Origin of the sequence: Nocardia vinacea, from assembly GCF_035920345.1 — a bacterium.
In the GTDB taxonomy this organism is placed as follows: domain Bacteria; phylum Actinomycetota; class Actinomycetes; order Mycobacteriales; family Mycobacteriaceae; genus Nocardia; species Nocardia vinacea_A.
In genome coordinates, this window is record NZ_CP109149.1 from 8442290 (window position 1) to 8460884 (window position 18595).

At 66.1% G+C, this 18595-nt stretch carries 16 protein-coding genes; 8 read left to right on the plus strand and 8 right to left on the minus strand.

What is annotated here, in order from left to right; translation table 11 throughout:
- Positions 1–175: 175 nt before the first annotated feature.
- Genes glgB through OIE68_RS38295 form a run of 3 tightly spaced genes read right to left on the minus strand, consistent with a single transcriptional unit; the run spans position 176 to position 4697 of the window.
- Positions 176–2332, minus strand: coding sequence for a 1,4-alpha-glucan branching protein GlgB (glgB, locus tag OIE68_RS38285; protein WP_327095771.1), 2157 nt, complete (start codon positions 2330–2332; stop codon positions 176–178).
- Positions 2329–4332, minus strand: coding sequence for an alpha-1,4-glucan--maltose-1-phosphate maltosyltransferase (locus tag OIE68_RS38290; RefSeq protein ID WP_327095772.1), 2004 nt, complete (start codon positions 4330–4332; stop codon positions 2329–2331). The genes glgB and OIE68_RS38290 overlap by 4 nt, the downstream gene beginning before the upstream one ends.
- Positions 4333–4370: 38 nt before the next feature.
- On the minus strand, positions 4371–4697 hold the full coding sequence (locus tag OIE68_RS38295) for a LysE family translocator (protein ID WP_327095773.1): 327 nt from the start codon (positions 4695–4697) through the stop codon (positions 4371–4373).
- Between the two features lie 227 nt (positions 4698–4924).
- Between OIE68_RS38295 and glgP the strand changes: the two genes are divergently transcribed.
- Complete coding sequence (gene glgP / locus OIE68_RS38300) at positions 4925–7495, plus strand: alpha-glucan family phosphorylase (RefSeq protein ID WP_327095774.1); 2571 nt, start codon at positions 4925–4927, stop codon at positions 7493–7495.
- A gap of 15 nt (positions 7496–7510) precedes the next feature.
- Here glgP and OIE68_RS38305 read toward each other — a convergent pair whose 3' ends face one another.
- Positions 7511–8029: a hypothetical protein gene (locus OIE68_RS38305; RefSeq protein WP_327095775.1), complete on the minus strand. Its 519-nt coding sequence runs from the start codon at positions 8027–8029 to the stop codon at positions 7511–7513.
- A gap of 151 nt (positions 8030–8180) precedes the next feature.
- On the opposite strand from OIE68_RS38305, the gene OIE68_RS38310 reads away from it, so the two are divergent.
- Both OIE68_RS38310 and OIE68_RS38315 read left to right on the plus strand, forming a co-directional pair.
- Positions 8181–9542, plus strand: coding sequence for an NCS2 family permease (locus OIE68_RS38310; RefSeq protein ID WP_327095776.1), 1362 nt, complete (start codon positions 8181–8183; stop codon positions 9540–9542).
- Positions 9543–9654: 112 nt separating this feature from the next.
- On the plus strand, positions 9655–10200 hold the full coding sequence (locus OIE68_RS38315) for a DoxX family protein (protein ID WP_327095777.1): 546 nt from the start codon (positions 9655–9657) through the stop codon (positions 10198–10200).
- 73 nt (positions 10201–10273) lie between these two features.
- On the opposite strand, the gene OIE68_RS38320 is transcribed toward OIE68_RS38315, so the two are convergent.
- The 4 genes from OIE68_RS38320 to OIE68_RS38335 all read right to left on the minus strand — a co-directional run bounded on the left by OIE68_RS38320 (position 10274) and on the right by OIE68_RS38335 (position 15517).
- Positions 10274–10984 (minus strand): methyltransferase domain-containing protein, encoded by a 711-nt coding sequence (locus tag OIE68_RS38320; RefSeq protein WP_327095778.1) that lies wholly within the window; start codon positions 10982–10984, stop codon positions 10274–10276.
- Between the two features lie 193 nt (positions 10985–11177).
- Positions 11178–13223, minus strand: a complete 2046-nt coding sequence (locus OIE68_RS38325; protein WP_327095779.1) for an ATP-dependent DNA helicase — start codon at positions 13221–13223, stop codon at positions 11178–11180.
- A gap of 123 nt (positions 13224–13346) precedes the next feature.
- The gene (locus tag OIE68_RS38330; RefSeq protein WP_327095780.1) at positions 13347–13913 is read right to left on the minus strand and encodes a nicotinamidase; all 567 of its coding nucleotides are present in this window, start codon (positions 13911–13913) and stop codon (positions 13347–13349) included.
- 308 nt (positions 13914–14221) lie between these two features.
- Positions 14222–15517, minus strand: coding sequence for a nicotinate phosphoribosyltransferase (locus tag OIE68_RS38335; protein ID WP_327101973.1), 1296 nt, complete (start codon positions 15515–15517; stop codon positions 14222–14224).
- A 120-nt stretch (positions 15518–15637) separates the two neighbouring features.
- Here OIE68_RS38335 and clpS point away from each other — a divergent pair, with 120 nt between their 5' ends.
- From clpS to OIE68_RS38360, 5 genes are all read left to right on the plus strand, one after another.
- The gene (clpS, locus tag OIE68_RS38340) at positions 15638–15958 is read left to right on the plus strand and encodes an ATP-dependent Clp protease adapter ClpS (RefSeq protein WP_040687186.1); all 321 of its coding nucleotides are present in this window, start codon (positions 15638–15640) and stop codon (positions 15956–15958) included.
- Between the two features lie 23 nt (positions 15959–15981).
- Positions 15982–16551, plus strand: coding sequence for a DUF2017 domain-containing protein (locus OIE68_RS38345; protein WP_327095781.1), 570 nt, complete (start codon positions 15982–15984; stop codon positions 16549–16551).
- A gap of 41 nt (positions 16552–16592) precedes the next feature.
- Complete coding sequence (locus tag OIE68_RS38350) at positions 16593–17654, plus strand: P1 family peptidase (RefSeq protein ID WP_327095782.1); 1062 nt, start codon at positions 16593–16595, stop codon at positions 17652–17654.
- 206 nt (positions 17655–17860) lie between these two features.
- A complete protein-coding gene (locus OIE68_RS38355) occupies positions 17861–18283 on the plus strand; it encodes a M67 family metallopeptidase (protein WP_327095783.1) in 423 nt (140 codons plus the stop codon).
- Positions 18284–18316: 33 nt separating this feature from the next.
- The gene (locus OIE68_RS38360; protein WP_327095784.1) at positions 18317–18589 is read left to right on the plus strand and encodes a MoaD/ThiS family protein; all 273 of its coding nucleotides are present in this window, start codon (positions 18317–18319) and stop codon (positions 18587–18589) included.
- The last annotated feature ends 6 nt before the right edge of the window (positions 18590–18595 follow it).

Sequence of the window (18595 nt, forward strand, 5' to 3'; positions counted from 1 at the left end):
CGCCACGATGGTCGAAGCCGGGCTGTGCGCTGCGGCGCGGCCTGCTTGATCGGCTCGCGTGGTGGCTTATGACTCTGGAGCGAGCCGGATCGCGGGTGTTTGGGGCCAGCGCCACGATGGTCGAAGCCGGGCTGTGCGCTGCGGCGCGGCCTGCTTGATCGGCTCGCGTGGTGGCTTATGACTCTGGAGCGAGCCAGATCGCGGTATTCGGCGCGAGCGCCACGGTGGCCGAAGCCGGTCGACCGTGCCACGGCTCATCGGTTGCCTTGACACCGCCCAGGTTTCCGATGCCGGAGCCGCCGTATTCGGCGGCGTCGGTATTGAGGATTTCGCGCCAGGTGCCTGCGCTCGGCAGGCCGACGCGGTATTCGCCGTGCACCGAGCCGGAGAAATTGAAAACACAGGCGATCACCGAACCATCGGAGCCGTAACGCAGGAAGGCGATCACATTGTTTTCGCGATCGTCGGCCTGGACCCAGGAGTAGCCACCGGGGCTGGTGTCCTGACTCCACAGCGCGGGATGGGCGCGGTAGACCGCGTTCAGATCCCGGACGGCGGCCGTAATGCCCTGGTGCAGTGGGTTTTCCAGTTCGTGCCAGTCCAGGCCGTGGTCGTGTGACCATTCCCGGAACTGGCCGAAGTCCTGGCCCATGAACAGCAATTGCTTACCGGGATGCGACCACATGTAGGCCAGGAGTGCGCGCACGCCCGCCGCCTTGGCGAAATCGTCGCCGGGCATTCTGGTCCAGAGGGTGCCCTTGCCGTGCACGACCTCGTCGTGGCTGATGGGCAGCACATAGTTCTCGCTCCACGCGTACACCAGCGAGAAGGTGATCTCGTTGTGGTGCCAGGAGCGGTGGATCGGATCGCGCCCCAAATAGCCCAGGGTGTCGTGCATCCAGCCCATATTCCACTTCATGGTGAAGCCGAGGCCGCCGACATCGGCGCCGCGGGTGACACCGGGCCAAGTGGTGGATTCCTCGGCGATGGTGACGACGCCGGGATGGTGACGATGCACGGTTTCGTTGAGGTCCTGCAGGAAGTCGACGGCCTCCAGGTTCTCCCGGCCGCCGTGCACATTGGGTTCCCATTCGCCTTCGGCGCGTGAGTAATCCAGGTACAGCATGGAGGCGACCGCGTCGACGCGCAGTCCGTCGATATGGAATTCCTCGATCCAGTACCGCGCATTGGCGACCAGGAAGTTGCGCACCTCATTGCGGCCGAAGTCGAAAATGTAGGTGCCCCAGTCGAGTTGCTCGCCGCGGCGTGGGTCGGCGTGCTCATACAGCGCGGTGCCGTCGAAGCGCGCGAGCGCCCATTCGTCGCGAGGGAAGTGCGCGGGCACCCAGTCGAGCAGTACACCGATGCCTGCGGCGTGCATGCGGTCGACGAAGGCCCGGAAATCGTCGGGGGAGCCGAAGCGGGCGGTGGGTGCGTAATACGACGTGACCTGGTAGCCCCAGGAGCCGCCGAACGGGTACTCGGCGATCGGCAGCAGTTCGATATGGGTGAATCCGGCCGCGCGCACGTAATCGGCGAGCTGATCCGCTAATTCGCGGTAGCCCAGGCCGGGACGCCAGGAGCCCAGGTGCACTTCGTAGACGCTCATCGGGGCGCGAGTGGGGTCGGTGCGTTCGCGGGTCGAAACCCAGTCACCGTCGGACCACACGTAATTGCTTTCGGTGACCACGGATGCCGTAGCGGGCGGCAGCTCCGTCGCAAACGCCAGCGGATCGGCGTGATCCACGGTGCGTCCGTCCGCGCCGTGCACCCGGAACTTGTACTTGGTGCCGACGCCGACCCCCGGTACGAAGACCTCCCATACCCCGGAAGATCCGAGCGAACGCATCGGCGCGGTGTTCCCGCTCCACCCGTCGAAATCCCCGATCACGGTGACACCCCGGGCATTCGGTGCCCAGACCGCGAACGAGGTGCCATCCACCTCGCCGTCGAGGGTGGTGTAGTGACGCGGGTGCGCGCCGAGCACATCCCACAGGTGTTCGTGGCGACCCTCGCCGATGAGGTGCAGGTCCAGCTCGCCGACGGTGGGCAGGAAGCGGTAGCCGTCTGCGCTGATGATCGTCTGTCCGCCCTGGTAGTCGGTGACGATGCGGTAATCCATCAGGTCCGGATGCGGTATGACACCGGCGAAAATGCTGTGCCCCAACGACTTCAGCGGATGATCGACGCCGCCGACCCGGGCGAACACCGCGTCGGCATGGGGGCGCAGCACGCGTACGATCGTGCCGTCTGGATGCGGGTGCGCGCCGAGCACGGTATGCGGATCGGTATGGGTGCCCGCCGCGAGCAACATCAGATCGCGACGCTTCATCGAAATGTCCTCCGGAAGGCCAGTTCCGCGCGCGCCTGCTGCGATACCGCGGGCAGCGTGAGAATGTGGGCGACCGCTCGGGCCGGATCCAGCCGCACGTAATTGGTCTGCGCCCAGTGGTATTCCTCGCCGCTGACCTCGTCGAACACCACCGGATGGTCGTGCCATTCGCGGCCGATGGCGGGCAGATCGAGCGAGATCATGCCCCATTCGGCCCCATAGGGGTTCAGATTCACCACGACCAGCACGGCGTCACCGCTGGCCGGATCGACCTTCGAATAGGCGAGCAGCGCGTCGTTGTCGACGTGATGGAAGTGGATGCAGCGCAACTGCTGCAGTGCAGGATGCGCGCGGCGGATCTCGTTGAGACGAGTGATCCAGGGCTCCAATGATTCTCCGCGCGCGAGCGCCTCGGCGAATGGGCGCGGGCGCAGCTCGTACTTCTCCGAATCCAGGTATTCCTCACTGCCCGGACGTACCGCCTGATGCTCGAAGAGTTCGAATCCGGAGTAGACACCCCAGGTCGGAGCCATGGTCGCGGCCAGCACCGCGCGGATAGCGAACATGCCGGGCCCACCCTGCTGCAGACTTTCGTGCAGGATGTCGGGGGTGTTGACGAACAGGTTCGGTCTGGCCTCGTCGGCCTTGGCAGCCAGTTCGTTGCCGAATTCGGTCAGCTCCCATTTGGCGACGCGCCAAGTGAAATACGTGTAGGACTGGCTGAATCCGCGGCGGGCCAGACCATAGAGCCGGGCCGGTCGGGTGAATGCCTCGGACAGGAAGATCACATCGGGATCGGTGCGTCGTACGGTCGCGATCAGCCATTCCCAGAAATCGGCGGGCTTGGTGTGCGGGTTATCGACGCGGAAGATCTTGACGCCCAAGCTGATCCAATGCCGGACTACACGCAGCACCTCCGCGTACAGTCCGTCCGGATCGTTGTCGAAGTTGACCGGGTAGATGTCCTGGTACTTCTTCGGCGGATTCTCGGCGTAGGCGATGGTGCCATCCGGGAGAGTGGTGAACCACTCCGGGTGCGCGGCGACCCACGGATGATCCGGTGCGCATTGCAGCGCCAGGTCGAGCGCGACTTCGAGGCCGAGTCCGGTTGCGGTGGTGACGAATTCGGTGAAGTCGGCGGTGCTGCCGAGGTCGGGATGGATCGCGTCGTGGCCGCCCTCCTTCGACCCGATCGCCCACGGAGAGCCGACGTCACCGGGTTCGGCGGCGAGCGCGTTATTGCGGCCCTTGCGGTTGATCTCACCGACCGGGTGGATCGGAGGTAGATAGACGACATCGAAGCCCATGCCCGCTATGCGCGGCAATTCCTTTGCGGCGGTGGCGAAATTGCCGTGGATCGGGTTGCCCGCGGCATCACGGCCGCCGGTCGATCGCGGGAAGAATTCGTACCACGAGCCGTACAGTGCGCGTTGTCGTTCCGCCAGCACGGTGTGCTGCGGGCCGCGAGTGACCATGTCCCGCAATGGCGTATCGCGCAGGATCTCCGCGACCTCCGCACTGAAGGCGGGGGCGACCCGGGCGGGCAGCTGTTCGTCGGCGCGCAATGCCGTCGCGGCAGCGCGCAAGCGCTCGAACTGCTTCTTCGGCACCGCCTGCGCGGCCCGTTCGAACAGCCGAGCGCCGAGCTCGAGGTCGTTGGCGAGGTCGGCGGCGCTCTGCCCGACGGCCAGCTTCGCCTCTACCGCTGCCCGCCAGGTGGCGATCGGATCACTCCAGCCCTCGATGCGGTAGGTCCACGCGCCGGGCAGGTTGGGTACGAAGGTGGCGTTGAAGACATCCGGCTCGTAGTCCGGCGTCATGCGAATGCGGGTGATCCGCGATGAGCCGGGGCCGCGCACCGCGAGCGTGGCGGAGACGGCGTCGTGCCCCTCGCGCCAGACCACGGTGCGCACCGGAAAGACCTCGCCGACCACGGCCTTGGCCGAGCGGCCGCCGGGTATCGCAGGGGCGGTGTCATCGATGGCGATGCGGCCGGTCACGTCGACCAACCTACCGGGTGCGAGTCGGTTGGACCGGATCAGCGTGCGTCGGCCGCCAGACCGAGACCGAGGGCGACCAAGATCGCGCCGAGTGCGCGTTCCACCCGCTGGCGGATTCCGGTTCGCCGCAGCCAGGTACCGGCGCGGTCCGCCGCCAGCACGATGCCGATGCACCAGGCGGTATCGATGACGAGTTGAATGCCTGCCAGGATCAGCACGGTCGGCAGCACCGGACCGTTCGACGGCAGGAACTGCGGCAGGATCGTCAGTCCGAAGATGGCCGCCTTCGGATTCGCCGCGATCGAGATCAGCGAGGCGCGAAAGGCCGAACCGGGGGTGCGGCCGGCTGGCAGCAACTCGGTCATTCGGGGATGGCAGCCGGCGGTGTCGCGAGCGGATCGATCGCAACGATCTTTCGGCCGCCGCGGTTTACCCAGGCACGAACGCCTCGTCGCGAGGGGCGCGTTGCGCTGGGCGCGGGTAGGCGTGCTTGCCGACTCGCAGCCGCGATCGCGTCGGTTGGTACATCCGGTCCAGTGACCTGGGCCCGCTGGAGCCACCAGGGGTCGCGGCATTCGGTAGGGTTCGGCAGGTGAAGGCACTCCGTCGTTTCACCGTCCGTGCCCATTTGCCCGAGCGTTTGGCGGCCCTGGGCGAACTTTCCACGAATCTGCGCTGGTCGTGGCATTGGGCTACCCAGGATTTGTTCGCGGAGCTCGATCCCGAGCTGTGGCGCGAGCTCGGTCACGATCCGGTGCGGATGCTGGGCGAGGTGCCCGCGGCGCGGCTGGACGAGCTCGCCGCCGATGCGGACTATGTCGGGCGAGTGGATGCCGCCGCCGCGGATCTGCGCGACTATCTGACGCGGCCGGGCTGGTTCCAGCGGCAGACGGATGAGCCGGCGCGCGGCATCGCCTATTTCTCGATGGAGTTCGGCGTCACCGAAGTCCTGCCGAACTATTCGGGCGGCCTCGGGATTCTCGCCGGTGATCATCTGAAGTCCGCATCGGATCTGGGACTGCCGCTGATCGGTGTCGGATTGCTCTACCGCTCCGGCTATTTCCGGCAGTCGCTGACCGCGGATGGTTGGCAGTCCGAGCACTATCCGGCGCTGGATCCGCAGGGCCTGCCGTTGCGGCTGCTGACCACCGAAGGTTCGCCGGTGTTGATCCATGTGGCCATGCCCGATCAGCGGGTGCTGCGGGCGCGAGTGTGGATCGCGCAGGTCGGGCGGGTGCCATTGCTGCTGCTGGATTCCGATATCGCCGAGAACGATCCGGAACTGCGCGCGGTCACCGACCGGCTCTACGGCGGTGATCAGGACCATCGGATCAAGCAGGAGATCCTGGCGGGGATCGGTGGCGTGCGTGCGGTGCGCGCCTATACGCGCGCCGCGGGTGTGCCGGATCCCGATGTGTTCCATATGAACGAGGGGCACGCCGGATTCCTCGGCGTCGAGCGGATCCGTGAATTCGTATCGGCCGGACTGGATTTCGATACCGCGCTGACTGCCGTGCGGGCCGCTACCGTGTTCACCACGCACACGCCGGTGCCCGCCGGTATCGACCGGTTCCCGATGCCGTTGGTGCGCAGGTATTTCGGCGGTGGCCATGGGGAATCCGAATCCGCCATGCTGCCAGGGCTTTCCGTCGACCGGATCGTCGCGCTCGGTCGCGAAGCCGATCCGTCGGTATTCAATATGGCGCATATGGGCCTGCGACTCGCCCAGCGCGCCAATGGTGTTTCCGAATTGCACGGCGAGGTGAGCCGCGCCATGTTCGCGCCGCTGTGGCCCGGCTTCGACGCGACCGAGGTGCCGATCGGTTCGGTCACCAATGGTGTGCACGCTCCGACCTGGGCCGCACGCGAATGGTTCGACAAGGCACGCGAACACATCGGTCCCGAGCTGGTCGAGGAGGCGCGTGGCTGGGAGAAGCTGCGCGATTTCGACCTGGGTGAATTGTGGTCGACCCGGAATGCCTTGCGCGCCACCCTCGTTGCGGAGGTGCGCCGACGGGTTCGCGCGTCCTGGTTGGAGCGCGGTGCCGCTTCGGCTGAATTGGGATGGGTCGATAGCGTTTTCGATCCGAATGTGTTGACCGTCGGTTTCGCGCGCCGGGTGCCGACCTACAAGCGGCTGACCCTGATGCTGCGCGATCCGCAGCGCTTGCGTGCGCTGCTGCTTAATCCCGATCGGCCGATGCAACTGGTCGTCGCGGGTAAGAGTCATCCCGCCGACGATGGCGGCAAGGCGCTGATTCAGCAGGTCGTTCGGTTCGCCGACGATCCGGAGGTGCGTCATCGCATCGTCTTCCTGCCCGATTACGACATTTCCATGGCCCGCTACCTGTACTGGGGTTGCGATGTCTGGCTGAACAATCCGCTGCGTCCGCTGGAGGCTTGCGGCACCTCCGGTATGAAGTCCGCGCTCAACGGCGGGCTCAACCTCTCCATCCGCGACGGCTGGTGGGATGAGATGTACGACGGCGAAAACGGTTGGGCCATACCGACCGCCGACGGCGTCTCCGATGAGCACCGCCGCGACGACCTCGAGGCCGCCGCACTCTACGACCTGTTCGAACGCACCGTCGCACCGCGCTTCTACGACCGCGACGGCTTCGATATGCCGGTGCGCTGGGTCGAGATGGTGCGTCACACCCTGCAAACGCTCGGCCCGAAGGTGCTGGCCTCCCGCATGGTTCGCGACTACGCCGTCGAGTACTACGCCCCCGCCGCATCGGCCGGTAAACGCGCGAGCGCCGACGAATTCGCCGGTGCCCGAGCGGTTTCGGAGTACCGCCGTCGGGTCGAGGGCGCCTGGCCCTCGGTCAAGATCATCCAGGTCGACAGCGCGGGCCTGCCCGACACCCCGATCATCGGCGCCGAACTCTCGCTCTCCGCCCGCATCGACCTGGGCGGCCTCACCCCCGCCGACGTCACGGTGCAGGCGGTACTCGGCCGAGTCTCACCGACCGACGACCTCTCCGACACGACCACCTTCCCGATGCCCCACACCGGATCGGAGTCCGGTGTAGACCTTTTCACCGTCGAAACCCCGGTCCCCCTGTCCGGCGCCGTCGGTTACACGGTTCGGGTCCTGCCACACAACGAGCTACTCGCCAGCGATGCCGAACTGGGCTTGGTATTCGCCCCGAACGGCTGATGTCGAATCCGGGACCTACTCGGAGCTCAGTTGGACCAGGCCCTTCGGGTCCCAGGGCAACGGTCCGGTCGGGAAGCTGAAGCGGAGCATTCGATGGGGCGCTGCGGCGTCGAAGTGGAGGGTGAAGGCGGGGAGGAAGCCGTGGATCACCTTGTCGAGTAGGCCGTTGATGTGGGCGAAGCTGGGTTTGGCCTTGACCTGCCAGGCGTCGAATTTGCCTGCGGGGACGTCGATGGTGGTGCGTTTTTCGACTTTGACCTCCACGGGCCAGTGGATCGAATAGGCGAGCCAGAGGTTGATGGTGGCCTTGGCGCCCTTGGTGAAATCCAGGCCGCGGAAGGTGGTGGCGCCGCCGAGCAGTGAGGTCAGGGGGCTGGGGAAGGGTTCGACCTTGCCGCCGAACTGCAGGTGCGCGGTGCCTTCGAAATTACCTTCCTCGCGGCTGACCAGGGTGTCGCCGAGCTTGCTCTCCGCGACGTAGCTGCGGGTGGAGATCGTGCCGCCGGTGCGGTCGAAAAGCTGCTCGACCTTCATGGTGAAGTCGGTAGATCAATCTGTCTGAGATGGCTACCGTGACGCTGCTCACGAAAACCTATACCTGCTGATGGGCCGGGTTCTCGAGTGCAGTGAATTGTCGGTTACCGTGCCCTGGCACCCTTGTACTCGTTTTTCGACTGGAGAGCTCATGGTCACCGACGTTCTGACGCGAACCCGAGGACGCCTCGACGCGTACTTCGGCATCGGTTCGAACGGTTCGACCATGAAGCGTGAGCTGATGGCCGGAACCATCACCTTCCTCGCCATGTCCTATGTGCTCGCCGTGAATCCGTCGGTGCTCGGCGACGAGGGCGCGCTCGGTGCCAAGGGCATTCCCATGCAGGCGGTCTTCACCGCGACGGCCGTCGCCGCGGTCTTCGGCACGCTGGTCATGGGGGTGTGGGCCAGATATCCGATCGCACTCGCACCGGGCATGGGCCTCAATGCCTTCTTCGCCTACTCGGTGGTGCTCGGAATGGGAATCCCGTGGCAGGTGGCGCTGTCGGGGACCTTCCTGTCCGGGGTGATCTTCTTCGTACTCGCGATCACCAAGGTGCGCGAACGCATCCTCAATGCGATTCCGATGCAGATGAAGCTGGCCGTCGGCGCGGGCATCGGCATGTTCGTGGCATTCCTCGGTCTGAAGAACGCGGGCATCGTGGTCAATAGCGACGCCACGCTCGTCACCCTCGGCGACTTCACCAACGGCACCACACTCCTCGCGCTCTTCGGCCTAGTGATGACGGTGGTGTTCCTGGTCATCGGTTGGCATGGCGCGGTGCTCTACGGCATCGTGCTCACGGCCACTGTGGGCGTCATCAGCGGTTTGGTCGATCTGCCCAACGGTGTCGTCGCGATGCCGAAGGGCCTCGAGCACACCTTCGGTCAGGCCATCATCCACCTGCCCGATGCGTTTACCGGGCAGATGGCCGTCGTCGTTCTCACCATGCTCTTCGTCGACTTCTTCGATTGCTCCGGCACCCTGATCGGAGTTGCCAACCAGGCCGGACTGCTCGACAAGGACGGCAAACTGCCGCGCGCGGCCAGTGCACTGGCCGCGGACTCGGTCGGCACGATGGCGGGCGCGGTCATCGGCACCTCGACCACCACGGCCTATGTCGAATCGACGGCGGGTGTTTCGGCGGGCGGCCGGACCGGTATGACCGCTGTGACCACGGCGGGCTGGTTCCTGATCGCCATGTTCTGCTATCCGATCTTCGCGGTGGTCGCCGGTTCGGCGGCCATCACCGCACCTGCGCTGATCGTGGTCGGCGTGCTGATGGCCCGCGCGCTCGGCGAGATCGATTGGAATCGGCTGGAGTACTCGATCCCGGCCTTCATCACCGTCGTAATGATGCCGCTGACCTATTCGATCGCCAATGGACTGGCGATGGGCATGCTGTTCTATCCGATCGTCATGGTCGCGAAGGGGCGCGTCAAAGAGGTGCATCCGGCGATGTGGGCGCTGATGGTGATGTTCCTCGGATATTTCTTCTTCCTCGCGGAATAAGCCTCGCCTATCGCGCGGTTGTGCTGCCCTGTGCGATAATCGGACCGCAGTCCGTTTCATTGCCGAGGCTAAAGAGCCATTGTTCATAACCGATGCACGGATGAGGACCAGCATGACTTCCAACGGCACACTCGATCGCTCCACCCACCCGAGTGGCGCGACTCTCGACAACTCCGCCGCCGATATCGGCCTCCTGGTGCTGCGCGTCGTCTTCGGCGGCCTGCTCGCGGCGCACGGCGCTCAGAAATTGTTCGGCTGGTTCAGCGGCCCGGGTTGGAGCGGCAACGCCGCCTCCTTCGATTCCATGGGCTACAACCCCGGAAAACTGTTCGGCGCCCTCGCCGGACTCAGCGAATTCACCGGCGGCATCCTGCTGCTGCTCGGCCTGCTGACGCCGCTGGCCTCGGCCATCGTGCTCGGCACCATGATCAATGCGATCAATGCCACCTGGGGTGGCGGCCTGCTGACCGGTAAGGGCTACGAAATGCCCTTGCTGTTCGCCGCCGTCGGCGCTGTCGTCGCATTCACCGGTCCTGGCAAGTTTTCCCTCGACCACGGCCGTCCGTGGCAGCGCCAGGGCATTGTCTGGGGCGTGGCGGCAATCGCGGTGGCCGTGATCGCGGCTGTCGTCACGTTGATTCTCAAGTGGACGCTCTGATCTCGTAACAGATTGCGGCGCGGTGACCGAGGATGGTCGCCGCGCCGCGACTTCATCTGGGTGACAATCGTTTTCACGTTTCGTCGCGGTTCGAGTGCAGGATCAGAACCGTGGTCGCCCCGTGGTGGAACTCGTAGACGGTCTCCCGGAGCGACGAGCGGATTCCCTTGTCGTGCAGTTCTTTTCGCAGATGTGCGACCAGATCGTCTTGGCATGCGCCGGTGTGGTCGACCAGTGGATAGAGGCGAGTCTCGCCTCCGGATACTCGGGAGAGTTCGAGCAGGGACGCCAGATGGAAATCCGGATCGAGGCGGTCGGCGTAGGTGAAGAGCAGATGTGAGCTCAGGACCAGATCGAAACTGCTGTCAGGGAAGGGAAGCGACGGCAGCAGCGCCGCGACGTACCGATCGCGATGCGCGGTGAGATCGGCGCCGAAGCGGGCCGCCGCGGCCAGGCGTATCGCTCGGTGCTGTTGCGGATCGCCGTAGAAGTCCCACCGGTAGCGGTCCAGATGTGCTGTTGCCCAAATGTTTCCGCGATCGGTTTCGGAGACGGCGAGGGTGCGCAGGTGCTCCGCGGGTAGGGCGTAGATCGGATCCGCCGCGATGACCGTGGCCCCGAGTTCACTCACCTCCGCGGTGAAACTTGCTGCGCCGCCTGGACAGTCGAGTATGCGTCCGTTGAGGTCGGTTTCGGTGAGTGCGAAGATCGCACGGTATTCGGCCAAAGATCTTGCGCTGATCAAGAATTCGCCGAGGGTGTCGATATCTGGCTGGTGCGTCATTGGGAAACGGTCTCATGGGTGGACCGGCCGTGACAGGGATTGTGGTGTCCCCGCGCCGCGTGCAGGGCTTGGCGCGGGGACTCGCCGATAGCTCCGGTGTGGGAATTGGGGTTCCACCGAAGTACCGATTCTCAACTTACTTCTGTCTGGAAATATTGGAATGCTTTGTGAGTGGTCTCACAGCTGCACCAGCTCAGGCGCTGGCGGCGGTGAGTCGACGCAGTGCTTTGGTGACGACTTCGGGATCCGAGGTCTCCCAATACGGCGGCAGCGAGGCACGCAGATAACCGCCATACCGCGCGGTCGCCAAACGGGAATCGAGGATCGCCACGACACCCCGGTCATCGACGCTGCGCAAGAGCCTGCCGGTGCCCTGGGCCAGCAGCAGCGCGGCATGATTGGCCGCGATGGTCATGAAGCCATTGCCGCCGCGCGACTCGACGGCCCGCTGTCGCGCGGTCAGCAGCGGATCGTCGGGCCGCGGGAACGGGATCCGATCCAGGATCACCAGACTCAGCGACGGACCCGGCACATCGACGCCCTGCCACAGCGACAGAGTGCCGAAAAGGGACGTCTCGGGGTCGTCGGCGAACTTGCGCACCAGCGCGCCGGTTGCGTCGTCCCCTTGACACAAAACGGGCGTATTCAGCCGCTCGCGCAGCGCGTCGGTCGCCGCGCGAGCGGCGCGCATCGAGGAGAACAGCCCGAGCGTGCGCCCGCCCGCAGCGCCGATCAGCCGCTCGATTTCGTCGAGGTAGACCGGTGCCAGACCGTCTCGGCCGGGCGCGGGCAGATGTTTCGCGACATACAGAATGCCGGATTTGGCATGGTCGAACGGCGAGCCGACGTCGAGCGAACTCCAGCGCACAGTCTCCGTGTCCGAGGGCGCCTGCGCGCCGTTGGCGGTTGCGGTATCGCTGCGGTTGGCCGATTGTGCAGGGAGACCCCAGGTGATGGCGAGTCCGTCGAAAGAGCCGCCGATCTGCAGGGTGGCCGACGTCAGCACGACAGTGGCGGTGCCGAAAAGTCTGCTGCGCAGTAGCCCGCCCACCGACAGCGGCGCCATCCGCAGCGAGCGCCGGGTGACGCCGCGGATCTCGTCGGCGGAGAGCCAGATGACATCGTGACGCTTGGCCGGATCGGCTTCGTCGAAGGCGGTCAAGGCGCGCACCGCGCTGTCGTGCACCTCATCGATGGCGGCCAGCGCCTGGGTGCGGGCGGCGGCGCTCTCCGGATCGCCCTGTGCGGTGGTACCGCCCTGTGGCGCGAGCGCGGTGCGGGCATTCCAGGCGGCATCGCGGACCAGTGCGAGCACCGGCGCGATGCCGTCGGGCAGTGCGTCCCAGCGGGCGGCGGGCAGTTCGTCGAGCACCGTGTGCCAGGCCTCGGAGGCCTCCTCGAGCCGGTCGACTTCCTGCTGGTCGATGAGTTTGGCGCAGCGCCGAGCCGCGGCGCTGATCGCCGATGCGGCCAGTTCGGCGGTGGCGACGCCGGTGACCCGATCGACCAATTCGTGCGCCTCATCGATCACGACCACATCGTGTTCGGGCAGCACTTGGATGCCGCTGATCGCATCGATGGCGAGCAGGGCGTGATTGGTCACCACCACATCGGCCTGCGCCGATTCCGCCCTGGCCAATTCGGCGAAGCAGTCCTGGCCGAACGGGCAGCGCGACTTGCCGAGGCATTCCCGCGACGACACGCTGACCTGCCGCCAGGCCCGGTCGGTGACACCGGGAGCGAGCTCGTCCCGGTCGCCGGTTTCGGTATTCGAGGCCCATTCGTTGAGCCGCTGTACCTCCCGGCCCAACCGCGAGATGGCGAATGCGTCGAAGAGCTCGGCCTCCGCGGGCTCGTCCGGGATCACGCTATTGATCTTGTTCAGGCACAGATAGTTATTGCGCCCCTTGAGGATCGCGAATTTCGCCGCCCGGCCGAGCGGCTTGCTCAGCGCCTCGGCCAGTCGCGGCAGATCCCGGTCGACAAGTTGACGCTGCAGCGCGATCGTCGCCGTCGACACCACCACGGTCCGGCCGGTGCGCACCGCGTGACGCAGGCTCGGCACCAGATACGCCAGCGACTTTCCGGTACCGGTGCCCGCCTGCACCGCGAGGTGTTCCTTGGTATCGATGGCGTGATCCACCGCCGCCGCCATCGTCACCTGCCCGACGCGCTCCTTCCCGCCGAGTGCGCGCACAGCGGTAGCCAAAAGCTCGGGGACGGGCGGCAGTTCGGGCACGCGACGAGCCTACTGCTTCGGACCGACACCGATCACCGCCCGATCGGATCCTCGGCCTGCTTCGCACACCTTCCATACGTGAACCCGGCGTGTCCTGCGGCAGGTCGGGGCAGGCGGTCTGCGTCAGCGAACGACCGAACCCTCGATATCCACTCCGGCCGCGCGCATGCGATCGAGTGCGGCGGTGGTCGAGTCGGGTGCGACGCCCGCGGTGAAGTCCAGCAGCACCCTGGTGTCGAAACCTTCGATGCGGGCGTCCAGTGCGGTCGCGCGGACGCAGTGGTCGGTGGCGATGCCGACGATGTCGAGTTCATCGATGGCGCGCTCCCGCAGCCAGTCCGCGAGGCCGGTGCCATCCTCGGTGGCGCCTTCGAAACCCGAATAGGCGGCGGAGTATTGGCCCTTGGAGAAGATCTCCTGGATCTGCTCGGTATTCAGGGCGGGGTGGAAATCCGCGCCGGAGGTGCCGACTCGGCAGTGCGGCGGCCAGGTGTCCACATAATCGGGATGTTCGGAGAAATGGCCGCCGGGATCGATGTGGTAGTCGCGGGTGGCGACGACCGCACTGTAATGCGCGGAGTTCAGGTAGCCGGTGATGCGCCGGGCGACCGTGGCCCCGCCGGTGACGGCCAGCGATCCGCCCTCGCAGAAATCGTTCTGCACGTCGACGATGATCAACGCTCGGTTCATGTCGACCTCACTTTCCCACGATCTGAGCGCCGAGGGGTAAACACTCGGCACCTGTCTGTGGATTACATTGTGCCGCCTGATCGATCGGGCGGGCTACGAACACCCGGAGGTCCACGTGAGCAGCACCGTCAGAATTTCGATCGCACTCTTCATCGGCTATACGGCCTATCTCGCCGTCGCCTTTCTGCTCGGCGACCGACCCGACGAGGTCGTCGACTGGGTACGGCTGGCGCTCAGGGGCGTCCTGGTCGTGCTGGTAGCCGTAGCCATCGTGGAATGGGCGAACCGACGCAACGCCGCGGCTCGGGTCAATTCACAAACGTCGTCGGAATCGCAGGCTCCCCAGCCGACAGTTTCAGGCCCTCCCACGGCAGGCTGACCAACCCGCGCGCCACCAACTTGCGACTGTCCGCGAGGGTGGGCAGCCCATCGACCGGTTCGCCACCGCGCACCAGCGGTGTCAGCAGTTCGCGAACCTCGAATCCGTTTGCGGCGGGCTGGCTTCCGGCGGCCGGGTAGACGATCTCCTCGACCAGGGTGCCGGTCCGGCGGGACAGTCGAATCGCCTTCTTGGTGCCGCCGCGCGACTCCTTGTGGCTGCTGCGTTTCGCGACCGGCAGTCCGTCCACCTCGACCAGCTTGTAGACCATTCCGGCGGTAGGCGCCCCGGATCCGGTGACCAGCGACGTCCCGACCCCATAGGCGTCCACCGGTTCGGCGCGCAGTGCGGCGATCGCGTACTCGTCCAGATCGCCGGAGACCACGATGCGGGTCTTGGTCGCGCCGAGTCCGTCGAGTTGGTCGCGCACCTGCCTGGCCAGTACACCGAGATCACCGGAATCGATACGTACACCGCCCAATTCGGGTCCGGCGATCTCGATCGCGGTCGCGACCCCCTGGGTGATGTCGAAGGTGTCGACCAGCAGTGTGGTGCCGATGCCGAGCGCCTCGATCTGACTGCGGAACGCGGCCGCCTCGTGCGCACCGTCCGCGGCGCTGTGCAGCAGGGTGAACGCATGCGCGCTGGTCCCTGCGCCGGGCACGCCGAAGCGGCGCACGGCCTCCAGATTGGAGGTGGCGTCGAAGCCGGCCAGATATGCGGCGCGCGAGCAGGATGGCGCGGCGAGTTCGTGAGCTCGGCGCGAGCCCATCTCGATCATCCGGCGGCCGTCTGCCGCGCTCACCATGCGGGCGGCGGCCGAGGCGATCGCGCTGTCGTGATTGAGGATCGACAGGGCGAGGGTCTCCAATAGGACGCATTCGGCGAAGCTGCCGCGCACCGAAAGAATCGGGGAGCCCGGGAAATACAGCTCGCCCTCCGGATAGCCGTCGATATCGCCGGTGAAGCGGTAGTCGCGCAGCCAATCGATGATTTTCGAGTCCAGGAAACCGGCCGCGATCGCGAGCTCGGATTCCTCGAAACGGAAATGCGCCAGCGCGTCGACCAGTCGGCCGGTGCCCGCGACAACGCCGTAGCGGCGACCATTCGGCAAACGTCGTGCAAACACCTCGAAGGTGCAGCGCCGGTGCGCCGAGCCGTCGCCCAGGGCGGCCGCGAGCATGGTCAGTTCGTACTGATCGGTCAGCAGTGCGGTGCTGCGCATCTCCACGCAAGCCACTGTAGACAGCAGTGGCGGGCATGATAGGCCGGTGCGGCCGGGGTGTCTGTCGATTCCTGGTGCGCGGGTGTTGTGTATCCGGAGTCGAGTCGTACCCTGAGTGTTATGGCCTTGTGCGAAGTGAACGCGACACTGTCGGCGGCACAGGCGACTCCGGAGGCGGTCGAATACACCGAGATCCTGGAGGCCGAGGACCGTCCGTGGGTGACGGTCGTCTGGGATGATCCGGTCAACCTCATGCACTACGTCGCCTACATCTTCCAGAAGCTGTTCGGCTACAGCAAAGCGAAGGCGACCGAATTGATGCTCAAGGTGCACAACGAGGGCAAGGCAGTGGTGTCGTCGGGTTCGCGGGACAAGATGGAACAGGACGTGCGACGGCTGCACGCCGCGGGGCTCTGGGCGACCATGCAGCGGGACGACTGACCGGTACGACTACCCTGACGTCAGTGCGTAAGTGGAGCCGGAAGAACTCGCTGAGCGGCCTCAAATTGCGATCCGAAATGGACGCGCGTGAGGCGAGCGTACTGCGGTCCCTGGTCGGCGCCGTTTCCGGCCTGCTGACCGAGCGGGCCGAGTCTGCACCCGACGATGAGCTCGCCGAGCTCACCGGGCTGCACAGCGGCAATACGACCCCGCCCGACGATCCCCGGCTGCACCGGCTGCTGCCGGATTTCCACCGGAGTGAACCGGGCTCTCCCGACGCCGATCGCGCCGATCTCAACAGTGCGCTGCGCGGCCTGCACGAGCCGGAGATCATCGATGCCAAATTGGCGGCCGGATCGGTGGTGCTGAAAACGGTGCCGACCGACGGCGGGAAGATCGTGCTGACGCCGGAGCAGGCCGACGCCTGGCTGACCGCGCTGACCGATGTGCGGCTGGCATTGGGCACAGTGCTCGGAATCGATGCCGAGACACCGGATCACCTCGAACCCGATGATCCGCGCGGGCCGCATCTGGATGTGTATCACTGGCTGACATGGATGCAGGATTCCCTGTTGCAGGCACTCGCACCCTGACGATCCGGGTTGATCGTGACGAGCATTCAGGAGCGCATACGGTGAATGTGCAAGCAGGACAGCGGAATTCGCTCACCGATGTCCCCGGCCTGCTGGTCGGGCATCATCATGTGCTCGATCCGAATGCGACGCTGGGTTCCGGCGCGGCGACCGGCTGCACCGTCGTGCGCGTACCCGGCGGTGCGGTCGCCGCGGTAGATGTGCGCGGCGGCGGGCCGGGGACCAGGGAAACCGATCTGCTCGACCCTGGCAACACTGTGCGCCAAGTGAATTCGATCCTGCTCACCGGTGGTAGCGCTTACGGACTCGCGGCCGCGGACGGCGTAATGCGTTGGCTGGAGGAACATCACGAGGGCATACCGATGGATCCGGTCGATCCGAGTCGGGTGGTACCCATCGTCCCCGCCGCGGTGATCTTCGATCTTCCGGTGGGGGACTGGCGAATTCGACCGACGGCCGATTTCGGTTTCCTGGCGGCCGAGGCCGCGGCGGAGGAGTTCGAGCGCGGGTGCGTCGGCGCGGGCGTCGGTGCGCGGGCCGGTTCGATCAAGGGCGGCGTGGGGACCGCGAGCGTCGTGCTCGGTGCGGGTGCCGCCGCGGGCGTCACCGTGGCGGCGCTGGTCGTCGCCAACCCGGTCGGCTCGGTCTTCGATCCGCGCACCGGCTTGCCTTGGGGCGTCGGCACCGAGGGCCCCGACGTATTCGGCCTGTATCCCGCCAGGCCCGAGAGACTGGCTGTGGCCAACGCCCTCCCGGTCAAGGGCACCGTTCTCAACACGACCATCGGCGTGGTCGCCACCGATGCACCCCTCGACCCCGCCGGTTGCCTGCGCGTGGCCACCACCGCCCACGATGGGCTCGCCCGCGCCATCCGCCCCGCACACTCACCCCTCGACGGTGACACCCTCTTCGCACTGTCCACCGGCACCGCCGAAATCACCGCCGCCCCGATGCCGCCCGCCTTCCCATCCGACCTGCTGGTGCTCGATGAGGTCTGCACCGCGGCGGCGGTCTGCGTCGAGCGCGCCATCGTCGACGCGATCCTTACCGCCCACTCCGTGGCCGACATCCCCGCCTACTTGGACCTCTTCCCGCGCTCCTAGCGGGTCCCGCAGAGCCTCGGACGTCCTCGCATATCGACTCGCCGCGCGACATGCCGGGCGGAATCCGCGAAAGTGTGCGGGAGCGTTGGCAACAGCGCCGGGGAGGGTACCGGCCGACAGGCGGGTGGGAATAGCCGAATATTCTGGGTCGTTGTCCGGTGCGATATGTCGGCAGCGGATATGCCGAATGCGGAAGGGTTTGACTCGTGCTGGTGATCAGGACCGACCTGGTGGAGGCGATGGTGGCGCACGCGCGCGCCGATCACCCGGACGAGGCCTGCGGCGTCATCGCCGGTCCGGAGGGTTCGAATCGGCCGGAGCGGTTCATCGCCATGGTCAATGCCGAGCGCTCGCCGACCTTCTACCGGTTCGATTCCGGTGAACAGCTGAAGGTGTGGCGGGCGATGGATGATGCCGACGAGACCCCGGTGGTGATCTACCACTCGCATACCGCCACCGAGGCCTATCCGAGCCGCACCGATATCTCCTATGCGTCCGAGCCGTTCGCGCATTATGTGTTGATCTCCACCCGCGATCCGGAGCAGCACGAGCTGCGCAGCTACCGGATCGTGGACGGTGAGGTCACCGAGGAGCCGGTCCGGATCGTCGATGCGTACGAGACCGTCTAGTAGTCCCATGTTCGTCGAATTCGAGGAGTCCCCATGCCGGTAACCGTGTCCATTCCGACCATCATGCGTGGCCTCACCGGAGGCGAGAAGCGCGTCGACGCGCAGGGCTCGACCCTGTCCGCGCTGATCGACAACCTCGACGCCAACCATCCGGGCCTCGCGGAGCGGCTGCTCAAGGACGGCAAGCTCAACCGCTACGTCAACATCTACGTCGACGACGAAGATGTGCGCTTCGCGGGCGGCCTCGACGCGGAGGTGCCCGAGGACGCGAGCGTCACCATCCTGCCCGCCGTCGCCGGAGGCTGATCGACC

Coding starts and splice junctions, on each gene's coding strand:
- OIE68_RS38295 (WP_327095773.1), bottom strand. CDS start 4,697: ATGACCGAGTTGCTGCCAGCCGGCCGCACCCCCGGTTCGGCCTTTCGC.
- OIE68_RS38315 (WP_327095777.1), top strand. CDS start 9,655: ATGACTTCCAACGGCACACTCGATCGCTCCACCCACCCGAGTGGCGCG.
- clpS (WP_040687186.1), top strand. CDS start 15,638: ATGGCCTTGTGCGAAGTGAACGCGACACTGTCGGCGGCACAGGCGACT.
- OIE68_RS38310 (WP_327095776.1), top strand. CDS start 8,181: ATGGTCACCGACGTTCTGACGCGAACCCGAGGACGCCTCGACGCGTAC.
- OIE68_RS38330 (WP_327095780.1), bottom strand. CDS start 13,913: ATGAACCGAGCGTTGATCATCGTCGACGTGCAGAACGATTTCTGCGAG.
- OIE68_RS38360 (WP_327095784.1), top strand. CDS start 18,317: ATGCCGGTAACCGTGTCCATTCCGACCATCATGCGTGGCCTCACCGGA.
- OIE68_RS38320 (WP_327095778.1), bottom strand. CDS start 10,984: ATGACGCACCAGCCAGATATCGACACCCTCGGCGAATTCTTGATCAGC.
- OIE68_RS38305 (WP_327095775.1), bottom strand. CDS start 8,029: ATGAAGGTCGAGCAGCTTTTCGACCGCACCGGCGGCACGATCTCCACC.
- glgB (WP_327095771.1), bottom strand. CDS start 2,332: ATGAAGCGTCGCGATCTGATGTTGCTCGCGGCGGGCACCCATACCGAT.
- OIE68_RS38335 (WP_327101973.1), bottom strand. CDS start 15,517: ATGCGCAGCACCGCACTGCTGACCGATCAGTACGAACTGACCATGCTC.